A 13,668-nucleotide genomic window follows, 5' to 3' on the forward strand; every position below is an offset into this window, starting at 1 on the left:
GATCCAAAGCCTTTGTATCGGAGGGTTGCTGAGTAGGAGCCATGACGGACACGGTCGTTGTACTCGGTGCTGGCTACGCGGGTGCTGGCGCGATACAACAACTCGAAGAAGAACTGAGTGGCACTGCCGATATCGTCTGGATCTCGAACACCGATTATCATCTAGTTCTACACGAATCCCACCGCTGTATTCGTAATCCAGAAGTACAGGAAAGCATCAAGATCCCGATCGAGGAGATCAAATCGTCGGGGACGACGTTCATCGAAGACGAAGTCGTCGGTATGGACGTTGACGACCGCGTGATCGAACTGGCAGAGAGCGATCCAGTCGAGTACGATTACACACTCGTCGCCCTCGGCAGCCAGACGGCGTACTACGGGATTCCCGGTCTCGAGGAGCAGTCGCTCACCCTGAAAAGTCTCGATGAAGCCCTGACGATCCACGAGCGAGTGAAGGAAGCAGCAGAGAACGCGACACGAAGCGACCCTGCACACGTCGTCGTGGGCGGTGCTGGCCTCTCGGGCATCCAGACTGCAGGCGAAGTCGCAGAGTTCCGCGATATCCACAACGCACCGATCGAGATCTCGCTCGTCGAGGCGCTCGAAGAGATCTTCCCGTCGGGATCGGATGGGATCCAGCAGGCGCTCCGCGAGGAGCTCGAGGACGCTGGCGTCGAGATCCTGACGAACGATCCGATCACGGAAGCCGACGAGTCGACGATCCACTTTGACGACCGTGATCCGGTCGAGTACGACGTGTTCGTCTGGACTGGCGGTATCACCGGCCGTGACGCACTCGAAAGCGCCGATGTGGAGAAAGAGCACAACCGCGTCAACGCCGAGTCGACGTTCGAGACGAGCGACGAGCGGGTGTTCGCTATCGGCGACAGCGCGATTATCGACCAGGGTCAGATGCCCGCTCCCCCAACCGCACAGGCTGCCTGGCAGGCGGCGGAAGTCGCCGGGAAGAACATCGCCCGTGCGATCGAGAACCGACCGCTGAAGACCTGGACACACAAGGACAAGGGAACAGTTATTTCGATCGGCGAGGACGCCGTCGCGAGTGACGTGATGTTCATGCCGATCGAGACGTTCGGCTCCGTCCCGGCCCAGACGCTCAAGAAGTTCATCGCCGCCCGCTGGATCGCTGACCTGACCTCCTGGTCGCGCGCGAAAGAAGCCTGGAGCGACCTCTAGAGCCCGAACCGACCTACAGCGACAGCCCCGCGTGCCACCGATCGACCCCCTGCTCGGCTTTGATCTCATCCATCCTCTGTAGTAGTTTGACCGCCAGCGACGCCGTCTCGGCTGCCTTGCGTTCACCCTCCGTTCTGAACTCGCCGGTCTCCCGATTCGCGTAGACGGTACAGACCGCGCCTGCCCTGAGCCCGTACACGCTCGCCAGCGTCAGGATTGCGCTGGCTTCCATCTCGATGTTGGCGACGTTTGCCTCACGCAACTCGTCGACGAGGCGGTCGCTGCCTGCGGCCTCGAAGCCGTCGAAGCCGGGGCGTCCCTGCCCAGCGTAGAAACTATCGGCGCTCATCGTCACGCCGGTGTGGTACTCGTGGCCCAGTCTCTCCGCGGCGGCGATCAGTGCCGAAACGACCTCGTGATCCGCAGCGGCCGGGTAGTCCTCGCGGACGTACTCATCGCTCGTGCCCTCCTGTCTGACCGCGCCAGTCGTAATGATCAGGTCGCCAACCGACATCTCGGGCTGGAGCGCGCCACACGAGCCGACACGAATGAACGTCTCCACGCCGGTTCGCGCTAGCTCTTCGACAGCGATTGCGGCCGATGGTGAGCCGATCCCGGTCGAGGTGACGCTGATCGGTGCACCGTCGTAGGTTCCGGTCTCGGTGACGTACTCGCGATGGCGGCCGACCTCCTCGCTGTCCTCCCAGAGAGCCGTTATTTTTGAGACGCGCTCGGGGTTACCCGGGAGCAAGACAGCGTCGGCGACATCGCCGGGCCCGACTTCGAGGTGGTACTGGAGTTCGTCGTTTGGGTCCTCGCTATCGTCGGGGACGTCGGTATCGCCGTCAGCGTGGTCTCTGCTGTTGTCAGTCATGGACCGACGTTTGTCACGAACCAGTAAATAGTTCGGTGCCAGTCGCTACTCCAGCATTCCCCGGTGGATCGTGTTCGGGATCAGCTCGCCGAGCGTGTACGCCGAGACGTTCTCTCCCTCATCACACAGGATTTCGAGGTCCTCCGGACAGAACTCCGCAAGGCTCTGTCGACACATCCCACATGGAGTGACCCCGTCTAGCTTGCTCGAACTCACTGCGATTCGTTCGAACTCACGGTATCCTTCGCGGACTGCCTCCGACAGGGCCAGTTCCTCCGCGTGGACGCTGTTCGAGTAGTTCGCGTTCTCGATGTTACAGCCGGTGAAGGTCGTCCCATCGCTCGTTTCGAGCGCCGCGCCAACGTGATACTCCGAGTAGGGTGCGTACGACGACTCGCGGGCCTCGCGAGCCAGTTCGATTAGATCGTTCATGTAGCGGGATAATCAGAGCGGCTACAAGTAGCCTGCGCCAGGGCTGGATCGCCTGTACGCTATCGGCTAGCTTCGATTGCGTCCTCGACGACCGCGCGCGTCGTCTCCACCAGATTGTCGATCTCGTCGCTTTCCGCGTAGAACCGCACGTACTCCTCGGTCCCGCTGGGCCGGACCAGTACCCACGAGGCGTCCGGGAGCTCGATCCGCACGCCGTATTCGGTCGAGACATCACTTTCCGGAAACTGATCGGGGAGTTCACGCCCGATACGCTCCATTGCGGGCGTTTTTGCGGCGTCAGGACACGGAACGCTGATCTTTCGGTAGGGACGTTCGGTGATCGGTTCGACGAGCGTCGCAACGTCGCCTGCCGAGGCGACGAGTCCAGTCAGTACGGCCGCACTGGCCACGCCATCGATCCAGCCGCCGAGTGCAGTATGAATATGCTTCCACGGTTCAGCGGCGAAAACCACGTCGGTCTCCCCGGTCCCTGCGTCACGCTCGCGGGCGATTCCCTCGTGGAGCGCACCGAGGCGAACCCGCTCGGTTCGCCCGCCTTCTTCCCGGACGACCTCGTCGATCCGGGCCGATGCGTTGGGTGTCGTGACAACGACCGGATCTTCGCTCTCGCTGTCGGCGACATAGTGCCGCGCCAGAACGGCGAGTATGGTGTCCTCGTGGACGACATCGCCATCCGGGCCGACGATGACGATCCGGTCTCCGTCCCCATCGTGGCCGATACCCAGGTCGAACTCGCCGTCCCGGAGGAACGCGCGCAAATCTGTGAGCGTCTCCGGCGTCGGCTTGCTCTCCCGTCCCGGAAACGTTCCATCGACGTTCGCATTGAGAGTGACAACGTGTGCGCCCAGTGCGCGCAAGACCTGCGGCGTCGCGACGCTTGCCACCCCATTCCCACAGTCGACGACAACGGAGACGCCGGAGAGCGGCTCTTCACCGTTCGTCTCCAGTGCTTCGACGGCGTACTCGGCGATCCGGTCGCGGTAGGTGCCAAGTTCGTCGGCCCGTCCCGACGTTCCGAACTCGTTCCAGGCCGCTGATTCGCCGGTTTCGGTGACGAGTCGTTCGATCTCCCCTTCGGCTCCACTGTCGAACTCCTTGCCATCCTCGAACAGTTTGATGCCATTGTCGGTCGGCGGGTTGTGGCTCGCCGTGATCATCACGCCGTATCGTCCCTCCGAGCAGGACGCGAGCGCCGGAGTCGGCAGTTCCCCCACCCGAAGAATGTCGACGCCAGCGCTGGTGACGCCCGACTCGACCGCCGCGACGAGAGATTCGCTTGTCTCGCGGCCGTCCCAGCCGAGTACTACTGTCGGTACCACGTCGGTCTCGACGTCGCGAATGTAGCTGCCGAGCGCCTGTCCGACTGACAGCGCGAGCCCGGGTGTGACCCGATCCCGTACCGGTCCGCGTATTCCTGCAGTCCCGAACAGATCCATGACTACATCTGGGGCCCGGACATACCTAAACACCAGCGGAACAGTACGCCGACACCAGACTCGAACGGCTGGGTTTAAACCCGGCTGGCAGTTAGAGTCCGCCATGACCGTGGTTGCCGTCCCTGCGACGCTCCCTCGCCCCGACCTCGTGTTGTCACGTCTGCCGGACACGTCGCCGCTCTCGGCCGACGAAGCGGCCGAGCTGTACGCGGCGATGTTCAAAGACGTCGTCCGTGCGGCGGACGCGAGCGGTGGCGAACTGCTCGTGAACTACCGTGCGGCAGACGACCTTCCCGACCGTTACGATAGTGATCCCGAGGCGGAACTCCGGGCGCTCACCGCAGCGGCTGTCAACGACATCGTAGACGTCCGTTTCGAGGTACAGGTCGGATCGAACCGTGCCGCCCGCGTGGGTAACACGATCACTCACCTGCTCGACGAAGAGGGGGTTCGCTCCGCTGCCGTCGCCGATCCGCGCGCACCGCTGCTCGGTCGGTCGCAGATAGACAGCGCGGCGATGAAGCTCCGAACCAACGAACTCGTGTTGGGTCCGGCCGCGGGCGGACGCATCTACTTCGCGGGCTGTACCGAGCCCATCGATTTCGAGGACGTGTATCGTCCCCCAGCGCTGGAAACCTTCTCGACCAGGGGCCACGACGCCGGTCACGATATCGAGTTCGTCGAATCGCTTCCGGTCGTCGAGGACGGTGACGACCTGCTGACGCTTTGCTCGCGAATCCGCTCGCGCGTCACGGCCGGGCGTATCGTGCCGCAGTATACGACGGAACTACTCGACGACCTCGGACTGTTCGTGACTGACGAAGACGGCGAGGCGGTTCTGGTACGCGAGTGATCGTCAGGCGAATCCGTTAGTTCTTAACCGTCAGCCGGTATACGATCATACGTGGTGGGGTGGCAGAGCGGCCTATTGCGCCTGCCTTGAGAGCAGGTATCCTCACGGATTCCTGGGTTCAAATCCCAGCCCCACCGCTTTTGCGAGGTCGTCGCGAACGGAGTGAGCGACTGCTCGAAGCGACTTGTCGCTTCGGTAAACGGACGTGAGGAGCAAAGCGTCCATGCTGGGATTTGAATCACGCAAACGCGAGCGCAGCGAGCGTTTGCACCGGGTTCAAATTCCGAATGGCAAAGCCATTCGGCGTTCGCGATCGATATCGATCGCTCACCCCCAGCCCCACCGCTTCTGTGACGTTATCTCGAACATCGGAAGTGGTGGCTCAGAGCGGTCTGTGGGGGCGGTAGACTACTGTGCAGACTGAACTGTAGAGCGTCACCTGTCGGCGGTGATCCCGTCCTGCTCGGTGACCGGTGTCGCGTTTTCGCGGACCTGTTCGTACTGCTCGGTCGCCCGTTCGACGGCCGCGTCCGACTCGTTGATGATCAGACCCCTGATACCGTGGTCGGTGTAGACCATCAGGCCAGCGTGAGAATTGTCGCCGATCCAGAGGCCGTATTCGTAGGGGACAGGTCCGGCGAACAACGATACTAACTCGCGCTCGGAGTGTGGCCGGTCAGTGGGGGGATACAGGGTCGATAGCTGATCGTAGATATCTTCGGTCATCACCATTTCGAGGGTCGTGCCGGTCTCTGCAGCACGCTCTGGAACGGTATCGGCGTAGCCTGAGACGGCCCGGGGAGCAAAGCCTCTGATTCGATCTGCCTCATCGATACGGGCGAGAAACTCCTCGATTACGGCATCAGGTACTGGATCAGTCGCTTCGTGTGCGACTGCACCGTCCAGCATTGCCGGGCCGATGCTCCGAACGTCGCACAGCGGATCGAGAACGTCGCCTACTGCCTGTAGACCCTTGAGCGATCCCACGAACTGCTCGTAGCTGTTGTGTGCATAGTAGCCGACGGTAGTTGCTCGCCACTCCCCGTCGACGTACTCGACGAGTCCAGATCGTTCGAGTTCTCGAACGATATCATCGAGCGTCGAACGCGGTGTCTCGAGGCGGTCGACTAGCTCCCCTTTCGCTCCGGGAGCCTCGACGATTGCGTCGAGACAGTCCCAGCGTCGGTTGACGATTTCGGCGATTTCGTGTGGTTTCTCTGACATTTTGTGTGACGTGTGGCCTCGGGACGTTGCCGGGTTTTCCGCACCCCCTGTTCGTTACCGCACCCCTACCAGAGCCCCGACAGTTACCGATTGAGTAGGGTGTTGTACGTGGTGGATAATATATTATTGGTCCCCGCAAGCGCTCGGCCCTCGAGGATGATCCCTCCTGGCCGAAATTACTTATCGTGTGGGTAGCAACCGTATAGCAATGGAGCCAGCTCCCGGGGCATCGATACTGGTAGTCGATGACGAAGAGCGGATTGCTGACCTCTACGCGTCCCATCTCGAGGAACGCTATCGCGTCGAAACGGCCTACAGTGGACTCGATGCACTCGAACTGATCGATGACGAGTTCGATGTCGTTCTCCTCGATCGCCGGATGCCGGAACTGACCGGTGACGAGGTGCTCGACCGGATCAGAGGCGAGGGCTACGAGGGCAAGGTAGTGATGGTGACTGCCACGGACCCCGATTTCGATATCCTGGATATGCCGTTCGACGAGTACGTTATCAAACCCGTTACGGGCGAGACGATCCGGAACGTCGTCGAGACGCAACTACTGCTTGACTCATACGAGATGCGGCTCAACGAGTACTTCAGGATCAAATCGAAGTTGAGCGCACTCGAACGGACGAAATCGCAGTTCGAACTGGACGACAACGACCGGTATGAGGAGCTAACCGTGCTCTCGACGTCGATCCGGGACGATCTCGAATCGCTGCTCGACGAACACGACGAACTGGCGTTCGCCGAGGACGAGTTTCTCGACGAGTGAGGTTGCTGACGCGAGATGTAGGGAGTGTCCTTTACTACACTAACTGTAGCTATACACTTCGAAAACTGTAGTAAGCTCCACTACCAACTCGTCTCAAGATCGAGCGCGCGTCCGAGGAGTCCATCATCGTATCTGGCAGCCGTCTGCTCGGGTCGCGTCTCGTCGATCCGCCGGACCGTCTCGACGGTGTTCGCGAAGTTCTTGAACGTCGCCTCGTCGACCATCTGACCGTCGACGGAGACCGCTCCGGTGCCGGTCGATTTGGCTTCCTCGAACGCCTCAATCCGCTCGACATCCTGACGCAGTTCCGACTCCCGGGGCATGTGGATCCGGTTTGCCTGTGCGGTCTGATTTGGATGCAGCGACCAGCTACCGTCGAGCCCGACCGTCGCCTCGCGCTCGACCTGCTCGGCGTAGGCGTCGCCGTTGTAAAACTGGACGCCGGCGCGCTCGCGATACAGCTGGTCGAACGGCCCGCCGACCGCCAGCAGCCCGCCCGCACTGGCCTCGTTCGAGAGTCGTTCGAGCAGGCCGGGCCAGGTCGGCCGTCCATCGTCGAGTTCGCGCCCACCGAGTTCTGCCGTGTAGTCGACGGGTCCGAAGACGAGCGCGGCCAGACGGCCGTCGCCCAGCCGTGCGATGCGGTCGAGATCCGACACCGCCCGGGCGGATTCCACGATGACGGCGAGTTCGATCGAGCCGGGAGCGTGGCCGTAAGACGTCTCGTACTCCTCGATCGCCGACGCCGCGGCGCGGACGTCCTCGACGCGGCCGACCTTCGGGACGACGACGCCGTCGATCCGGTCGCCGACCGAGCGGACGAGCGTCTCGATCTCCTGTCGACCGCGTTCGCGAGTCGCCTCGTCGTCGTACCCCCACTGGACACGGGGCCAGATCTCACCGGGGAAGCCACTGGCGTGCTCGTCGACGAGTTCGATCGTGTTTTCAAGCGCGGTGTCTTTCATTTCCGGGGCAGTCCCGTCCTCGAGATCCGGGACGAGCCAGTCCGGTAGCTGGAACCCCTCGGCGGTGAGTCCCGAGCGTAGATACTTCGCCGAGTCCTCGCGGGGCACGGCGGCGGGTGCGGTCTGGAACGTCCGACAGAGTCGTGTCATTGGTGGGTTCTGGTCTCGATCAGTGCGGTTCGACGGCCGGAGTAGACCGGTTCGTCGTGCTGGTTGAACGCGAAATGTTCGAAGGTGACCTGTCCGGCACCGTCGGAATCGGTTCCTGCCGGAAGGTCGACCGTCGGCGTGGCAGTCGCCTCGAGAACGCGCGTGAAGCCGTAGATCGTATCCCCGGCCGTAACGAAGTCGTGGAACGCCTCGTCTTCGTACCGGAGTTCACGGTAGGTCCGCTCGTCCGACCGGGCATGAGCGAGCGCGATCGAGCGGGTTACGTCGCCGTAGGTGACCGGCTCGCCGGAGGGGGAGTCGGCCATCGCCGCGGCGTTGTGGTGCTGTTTCGCGGTGTTGAGCGTCGCAAGTGGGAGCCCGGCGATGAGCAGATCGTCCTGGGTTCGCCCGCGCTCGTGGCGGTAGGCCACTGCGGCGTCGCGGCCGGCGACCTCACCCAGCGCCGCCCGGAAGTCCTCGAAGTACGGCCCCTCGGGCGCGATCAGTTCCGCCGGCAGGGCCGATGGCCCGCTCTCGGTCTCCGCCTGCATCCCGGACTCGCCGCCATCGGTTTCGACCGGGTCGCGCCGCGGCACCATGTTCGTCCGGCGGTAGGAAAGCAGCGGCTCGTCGGTCCGTGCCTCGTAGCCGGTGGTCTCCCAGGTGACGATGCCGTAGGCGGGCCGGGAGCTCGAGGTCGTCCGGTCGAGCACCGTGGATTCTACACCGAGCTCCGTCCCGGGATAGACCGCGTCGGTGTGATACCGCAGGTCGGTCCGCCCGAGGAAGTAACCGCCTTTCTCGCTCAGGTCCTCGACGGTCGGACCCATCACGGCTGCAAGCAGGTAGTCCGGATGGATCGGCGGCTCCTCGTAGTCCAGCGCGTCGGCCGCGTCCGAGTGCCAGTAGGCCGGGTCGTGGTTCAGCGTCTGGCCCATCCAGCGTTCGTTTCCGGCACGGGTGAGCCTGCGGCCGGCCGCGTGGGCGATCGTGTCGCCCTCGGTAAACCCCTCGAAGTACGTGCCTTTCTCGATCGTCTCCGCCCGCTGCAGGGCGGTCTGAAACGTCTCGGTATCGGTCCAGTCGGTCGGGTCTGATGTATCCGTCATCGTCGGTCTGTCAGTGTCGGTTGTGTCAGTCGGTCGTGGGCGTGGCCGCGCGCTGCCTGCCGTCTACGCGCCAGCGTTCGGCGCATCTCGTTTGTCACGATCATATACCCCTCGTCGAAGCCCATGCCGGGCTTGGCGAGAACCTGTGCAGCGTCGGTCGCCAGCGCGACGTGTGCACACGCTCTGGCCGAGATCGCCGTCTCGTTACAGCTCCCGCCGAGATACGCGCGGGTATCGGAGCCATCGCAGTAGCTCACTGCCGCGCCACTGTGCTGGATCCCGCCGAGATCCGGCGTCTTGATCTGGACGACGTCCGCCGCGCCCGCGTCGACGAACGCTCGGACGTCCGCGGCGGTGTTACACCACTCGTCGGCGACGAGGTCGACGTCGACGCCGGCCGCAGCCAGCCCGTCCCGGAGCGTCGCCATCGCCCGGATCTGCTCGGCGCGGCTTCCCGCATCCATCGGCCCCTCGATCTGGAGCGGGTACGGTGCGGCAGCCGCGCGTAACTCCGCGAAGTACTCCGCGAGCTCGGGCCGATCGTACGGCGGGCCGAACAGTTCCCCGACGAGCCCGTAGACGTCGACGTGGAACCGTGGGTGGTAGCCGGGGCTGCCGAGCTCTTCGACGCGGTCCGCGAGCCAGGACAGATACTCGCGAAGCCGCCCGCCGTCCGGGCCGAGCTTCTCGACGCTGTTGAACAGGCCGTGGGGCAGCACCGGAACCTCCTTGAGGAGCATCTTCTCGGCGTTCTCCCGGCGGGCGTCGCCGGACTGGCCGAAGACCGGCACCGGCTCGGTCGCCGGCGTCGTCCCGAGCGCGTCGGCGAGGACGTCGGTTCGCGTGGTTCGCCGGGCCGTCGCGGCGGCGTCAAGCAGCGCCTGCGAGACGCCGTACCGGACCGCCGTGTGGAGGGAGTCGCCGTCAGAGAGGGACGCCGGAAGCGCCTCGATCGCGGCGGCGGTGTCGGCAAACGCCGCAGGGTCCCGGCCGACGAGTTCGTCAGCAACGGGGCCCGTCACGACGTCCCGGTACGGCTCTGCGCGGAAGAGTGGGTCGCGCCCACCGGCCCCGGAGTACTGGACCGCGGCACAGTCGCCAACGGCGATCGTCCCGTCGCTTAGCTCGAGTTCGACGGTCAGTGCCTCGCCGGCCTGGCGGATACTGTCGAACCCGGCGGTGACTGGCTCGCCGCGATAGCCGAAGCCGTCCTGTGTCGCGCCGCGCTTGATCGCCCGCTGGTCGTCGAAGAAAAACCCCGACACGGTCGGGACGGCACGAACCCGTTCGATCCGCATGTCAGTCACCCTCCGTGGGGCGGCCGATGAGCCGACCGTCGCTGATCGCATCGACGTCGTCGGCGACCATCCGGAACGACTGATCGCGCCCTTCCGTCTCCGCGCGGGCGTCCAGCCGGTTGCGGTGGATCTCCTTGATTTCGTCGCTGACTGCCAGGTCGCCGAACTCGAAGATCCGGACGCGACCGTCGTCGTCCCGCGCCGGCAGCACCGCACCCTGCGCGCTGTCGCTCGGTGCGAACGGGACGTCCAGCGCGCCCGACTCGAAGGCGGTGATAGTTCCCTGGGCCACGTCGCCATCGCCCGCGGCCTCGACCGCCTCGATCAGGTCGCGGGTCGCCGCCTCGATCAACTCGCGCTCGCGCTCGACGCCGTCGAGCCGGACGTCCTGCTCGATCATCATGTCGATCAACTGTCTGGTGGTGCGGAGTCCGGCGGCGTTTGCTTCCTTCGTCGGGACGCCCTGGAACTCCTGTGGGGACTTCGTGATGACCTTGTCGGGTCGCGCGATCGCCGCCGTCGCGCCGCCGAGCCCGATGACGCCGTTCGCCCGGGCCTCGTCGGGCGGGAACCCGCCCATCCACTCGTGGAACACCGTCGTCACCGTCACTTCGTCGGGCAAGTACTCCTCGCCGAGCGAGCGGAGCGACCGCAGGGCAGCGACGTCCTGGACGAGGTTGCCGACCTGTCCGTAGCCGAGTGTGAGCGAACGAACACCCTGCGTCGCCGCGAGCTGTCCCTCCAGCAGCATCACCGCGATGGCGATAGCGGGCGGGACCAGCGTCCCGGTCAACGGCCCGAACGGTTCGCGGTTGATCCGGACGCCGCGCTCGGTGTACGCGCCCGCCAGTCGATCGACGAACTGCCAGTGCTCGATGGTCTCGGCGAGGTCGTGCTCTTTGGTGTAGGGAATGTTGTACGAGATCGGCCCCCCCTCGAAGCTCTGGAACCCTCCAGCGAAGGTGATCGCGGCAAGCAATCGGGCGTCGGGGGTTCCGTGACGGACTTCGACCGGCGCGTCGATCGCCCGGATCAACTCTCGACACCCCTCGACGCCGTGGTTCACGGCCGGGAACCCGTTGAGCGTGGCCTCCCCGGTCTCCCGTGCTTCCGCCAGCCCCTCCGCCGCCTTTTCGTACTCGTTGTCCCGGGTGTACGAATCGATCGTCGTCGGCAGCAGGTCCGCGCCGCCCGAGGCGTGGAGATGCTGCAACAGCTCGATCTGATCCTCCAGCAGCGGCACGCCCGCGCGAGGCTGTAACAGTGGTCTGTCCGCCGATTCGAGCACCGTCGCGAACGCCGATTCGGGCGGGAGCGACTCGTGAAACTCGATCGCCTCCTCGAACTCGATGGCGCTTCCGGTTGGCCAGTTCGTCCGGACGGACTCGTCGATGCGTCGCAACTCGTCGGATGGTATGAGCTCGTCCCGAAGCATCTTTTCAGCCTCTGACCGGGACGGTTTCTGGCTCCGTGGGCGCGATCTGGAGGTCGCGACGGAGGGCGGCGATAGCTTCCTCGGGATCGGTCTCCGAGTCGAAAACCCGGTCGAAGCCGAGCTCCCGGAACCGCCGTCGGGTCTGCTCGAAGTCGTCCTGGCCGACGGCGAGGTTCCCACCGATGTAGGTGAGGACGTCGAGGTCGGCCTCGGCGATTTTCTCGTGGAAGCCCTGACAGTCCTGCTCGGCATGACCGTACAGCGACGAGACCAGTACTGCGCTGGCATCCTCACGACGTGCAGCTTCGACGAACTCTGCCTGGGAGCTCTGGACGCCGAGGTTGACGACGTCGAACCCTGCCGCTTGCAACGCTTGCTCGAGGATCGTGATACCGACGACGTGGGCGTCGGATCCGATCACGCCGAGGATGACTGTCTTTGGCATGTCGGTATCGAAGCCGTTGACCGAGACGGACTTAAACTTAATGATCTTTCATGATATTACTCTCGAAGGAACCTTAAACAGATTTCATGTGAACAAATACCTACCCAGTGTCGGCCCCGCATCGGCCACATTCTTAATGATTAATCCATAAAGTTTTTTGTCCCCCTCGCCGAGCGCCACAACATGGGTGCGCTGGACGATCTGTACGTTCTCGACCTCACACAGGTGCTCGCCGGGCCGTACTGTACGATGCTGCTCGCGGACATGGGCGCGGAGGTCGTAAAGGTCGAGCGGCCGGGCGGGGACCTGATCAGGTCGAACCCGCCGTTCTACGAGGACCCGGACGCGGAACCGTACGGCGGCTACTTCCAGAGTGTCAACCGCGGGAAGCGGAGCCTCGAACTCGACCTCGGTGGCAGGGACGACCGCGAAGCGTTCCTCTCGCTCGTCGAGAAAGCGGACGTCGTCGTCGAGAACTACCGCGCAGGGACGATGGAGAAGTTCGATCTCGGCTACGAACGGCTCCGCGAGCACAACCCCGAGCTCGTCTACAGCGCCATTCGGGGGTTCGGTGATCCTCGCACCGGCGAGACTGATCGACAGGGACAGCCGTCCTTCGATCTGATCGCGCAGGCGCTCGGCGGCGTGATGGAGATCACCGGCGAGGCGGACGGACCACCGATGAAAGTCGGGCCGGGCGTCGGTGATCTCTTCACGGCCGCCCTCAACGCCGTCGCGATCCTCGCGGCGATCCACCACCGTGAGCGAACGGGTGAGGGGCAGTTCGTCGACACCGCGATGTACGACAGTATGATCAGCCTCTGTGAACGCACCGTCTACCAGTACTCGTACGGGGGCGACCCGCCGACGCGACAGGGCAACTCCCACCCGACACTGTTCCCCTACGACGCGTTCGAGGCTGCCGACGGGTACGTCGTCATCGCGGCGTTCGGGACGAACCACTGGCAGCAGCTCTGTGAGGCGATCGATCGGCCGGCGCTGGCCGAGGAGTACGACGACCGCGCCAGCCGGCTCGCCAATCGGGAGATGCTCCGGGAAGCGATCGCCACATGGACCCGGTCGCGTGACACCGAAACCATCCTCGCGGCGCTTTCGGGCATCCCGGTCGCGCCGGTCCAGGACGTCGCAGACGTCTTCGCCGACGACCACGTCGACGCCCGTGAGATGCTGGTCGACGTCGACCAGCCCGGTTCCGGCTCGTCGGTGACCGTCGCCGGCAACCCGATCAAGATGACGCGGACGCCGACCGATCCGGGTCGACGCGCACCCCTGCTCGACGAGGACCGTGCGGAACTCCTCGGCGGACGGGAGCGAACGACGACCGGACGACCGACACCGGGCGACGACGAGTAAGGTTCTCTCCGGCAAAGGGTTCAAGTGCTCGTCACGAGAGATACGGAGTGATGCTACACGTGAGGCTTCGGGGAGGGGATC

Annotated in this window: 13 protein-coding genes and 1 tRNA gene; 5 read left to right on the forward strand and 9 right to left on the reverse strand. The window is 64.2% G+C overall.

Annotated elements, in window-relative coordinates; all coding sequences use genetic code 11:
* Positions 1-41: 41 nt before the first annotated feature.
* Entirely contained in the window at positions 42-1,196 is a 1,155-nt protein-coding gene (locus AArcSt11_RS09260; RefSeq protein WP_250596518.1) for an NAD(P)/FAD-dependent oxidoreductase, read from the forward strand.
* Positions 1,197-1,209: 13 nt separating this feature from the next.
* Here AArcSt11_RS09260 and AArcSt11_RS09265 read toward each other — a convergent pair whose 3' ends face one another.
* From AArcSt11_RS09265 to AArcSt11_RS09275, 3 genes are read right to left on the reverse strand one after another with little or no spacing between them, the layout of a single operon-like run.
* Positions 1,210-2,070, reverse strand: coding sequence for a nucleoside phosphorylase (locus tag AArcSt11_RS09265; protein WP_250596520.1), 861 nt, complete (start codon positions 2,068-2,070; stop codon positions 1,210-1,212).
* A gap of 45 nt (positions 2,071-2,115) precedes the next feature.
* On the reverse strand, positions 2,116-2,502 hold the full coding sequence (gene cdd, locus AArcSt11_RS09270; protein WP_250596522.1) for a cytidine deaminase: 387 nt from the start codon (positions 2,500-2,502) through the stop codon (positions 2,116-2,118).
* Between the two features lie 59 nt (positions 2,503-2,561).
* Positions 2,562-3,959 carry a phosphohexomutase domain-containing protein gene (locus AArcSt11_RS09275; RefSeq protein WP_250596524.1) on the reverse strand — a complete coding sequence of 466 codons (1,398 nt, stop codon included), beginning with the start codon at positions 3,957-3,959 and terminating at the stop codon, positions 2,562-2,564.
* Positions 3,960-4,062: 103 nt separating this feature from the next.
* Here AArcSt11_RS09275 and AArcSt11_RS09280 point away from each other — a divergent pair, with 103 nt between their 5' ends.
* Positions 4,063-4,812, forward strand: a complete 750-nt coding sequence (locus AArcSt11_RS09280; RefSeq protein ID WP_250596525.1) for a hypothetical protein — start codon at positions 4,063-4,065, stop codon at positions 4,810-4,812.
* 53 nt (positions 4,813-4,865) lie between these two features.
* Positions 4,866-4,949, forward strand: a tRNA-Ser gene (locus tag AArcSt11_RS09285).
* A gap of 298 nt (positions 4,950-5,247) precedes the next feature.
* On the opposite strand, the gene AArcSt11_RS09290 is transcribed toward AArcSt11_RS09285, so the two are convergent.
* Positions 5,248-6,036, reverse strand: a complete 789-nt coding sequence (locus AArcSt11_RS09290) for a helix-turn-helix transcriptional regulator (protein ID WP_250596526.1) — start codon at positions 6,034-6,036, stop codon at positions 5,248-5,250.
* A 208-nt stretch (positions 6,037-6,244) separates the two neighbouring features.
* On the opposite strand from AArcSt11_RS09290, the gene AArcSt11_RS09295 reads away from it, so the two are divergent.
* Complete coding sequence (locus AArcSt11_RS09295) at positions 6,245-6,811, forward strand: response regulator (RefSeq protein ID WP_250596527.1); 567 nt, start codon at positions 6,245-6,247, stop codon at positions 6,809-6,811.
* 80 nt (positions 6,812-6,891) lie between these two features.
* On the opposite strand, the gene citE is transcribed toward AArcSt11_RS09295, so the two are convergent.
* From citE to glmS, 5 genes are read right to left on the reverse strand one after another with little or no spacing between them, the layout of a single operon-like run.
* Positions 6,892-7,926: an L-malyl-CoA/beta-methylmalyl-CoA lyase gene (citE, locus tag AArcSt11_RS09300; RefSeq protein WP_250596528.1), complete on the reverse strand. Its 1,035-nt coding sequence runs from the start codon at positions 7,924-7,926 to the stop codon at positions 6,892-6,894.
* The gene (gene mch, locus AArcSt11_RS09305) at positions 7,923-9,035 is read right to left on the reverse strand and encodes a 2-methylfumaryl-CoA hydratase (RefSeq protein WP_250596529.1); all 1,113 of its coding nucleotides are present in this window, start codon (positions 9,033-9,035) and stop codon (positions 7,923-7,925) included. The genes citE and mch overlap by 4 nt, the downstream gene beginning before the upstream one ends.
* Positions 9,032-10,333, reverse strand: a complete 1,302-nt coding sequence (locus tag AArcSt11_RS09310) for a methylaspartate ammonia-lyase (protein WP_250596530.1) — start codon at positions 10,331-10,333, stop codon at positions 9,032-9,034. Before AArcSt11_RS09310 ends, mch begins: the two co-directional genes overlap by 4 nt.
* 1 nt (position 10,334) lies before the next feature.
* Positions 10,335-11,768: a methylaspartate mutase subunit E gene (locus AArcSt11_RS09315; protein WP_250596532.1), complete on the reverse strand. Its 1,434-nt coding sequence runs from the start codon at positions 11,766-11,768 to the stop codon at positions 10,335-10,337.
* 4 nt (positions 11,769-11,772) lie between these two features.
* The gene (gene glmS / locus AArcSt11_RS09320) at positions 11,773-12,213 is read right to left on the reverse strand and encodes a methylaspartate mutase subunit S (protein WP_250596534.1); all 441 of its coding nucleotides are present in this window, start codon (positions 12,211-12,213) and stop codon (positions 11,773-11,775) included.
* A 183-nt stretch (positions 12,214-12,396) separates the two neighbouring features.
* Here glmS and mct point away from each other — a divergent pair, with 183 nt between their 5' ends.
* Complete coding sequence (gene mct, locus AArcSt11_RS09325) at positions 12,397-13,587, forward strand: succinyl-CoA:mesaconate CoA-transferase (protein WP_250596536.1); 1,191 nt, start codon at positions 12,397-12,399, stop codon at positions 13,585-13,587.
* The last annotated feature ends 81 nt before the right edge of the window (positions 13,588-13,668 follow it).

It is taken from the genome of Natranaeroarchaeum aerophilus, assembly GCF_023638055.1.
GTDB lineage: Archaea > Halobacteriota > Halobacteria > Halobacteriales > Natronoarchaeaceae > Natranaeroarchaeum > Natranaeroarchaeum aerophilum.

Bases quoted from the DNA above. Each gene is read 5' to 3' on its own strand.
- AArcSt11_RS09260 (WP_250596518.1), top strand. From the start codon at position 42: ATGACGGACACGGTCGTTGTACTCGGTGCTGGCTACGCGGGTGCTGGC.
- AArcSt11_RS09265 (WP_250596520.1), bottom strand. From the start codon at position 2,070: ATGACTGACAACAGCAGAGACCACGCTGACGGCGATACCGACGTCCCC.
- cdd (WP_250596522.1), bottom strand. From the start codon at position 2,502: ATGAACGATCTAATCGAACTGGCTCGCGAGGCCCGCGAGTCGTCGTAC.
- AArcSt11_RS09275 (WP_250596524.1), bottom strand. From the start codon at position 3,959: ATGGATCTGTTCGGGACTGCAGGAATACGCGGACCGGTACGGGATCGG.
- AArcSt11_RS09280 (WP_250596525.1), top strand. From the start codon at position 4,063: ATGACCGTGGTTGCCGTCCCTGCGACGCTCCCTCGCCCCGACCTCGTG.
- AArcSt11_RS09290 (WP_250596526.1), bottom strand. From the start codon at position 6,036: ATGTCAGAGAAACCACACGAAATCGCCGAAATCGTCAACCGACGCTGG.
- AArcSt11_RS09295 (WP_250596527.1), top strand. From the start codon at position 6,245: ATGGAGCCAGCTCCCGGGGCATCGATACTGGTAGTCGATGACGAAGAG.
- citE (WP_250596528.1), bottom strand. From the start codon at position 7,926: ATGACACGACTCTGTCGGACGTTCCAGACCGCACCCGCCGCCGTGCCC.
- mch (WP_250596529.1), bottom strand. From the start codon at position 9,035: ATGACGGATACATCAGACCCGACCGACTGGACCGATACCGAGACGTTT.
- AArcSt11_RS09310 (WP_250596530.1), bottom strand. From the start codon at position 10,333: ATGCGGATCGAACGGGTTCGTGCCGTCCCGACCGTGTCGGGGTTTTTC.
- AArcSt11_RS09315 (WP_250596532.1), bottom strand. From the start codon at position 11,768: ATGCTTCGGGACGAGCTCATACCATCCGACGAGTTGCGACGCATCGAC.
- glmS (WP_250596534.1), bottom strand. From the start codon at position 12,213: ATGCCAAAGACAGTCATCCTCGGCGTGATCGGATCCGACGCCCACGTC.
- mct (WP_250596536.1), top strand. From the start codon at position 12,397: ATGGGTGCGCTGGACGATCTGTACGTTCTCGACCTCACACAGGTGCTC.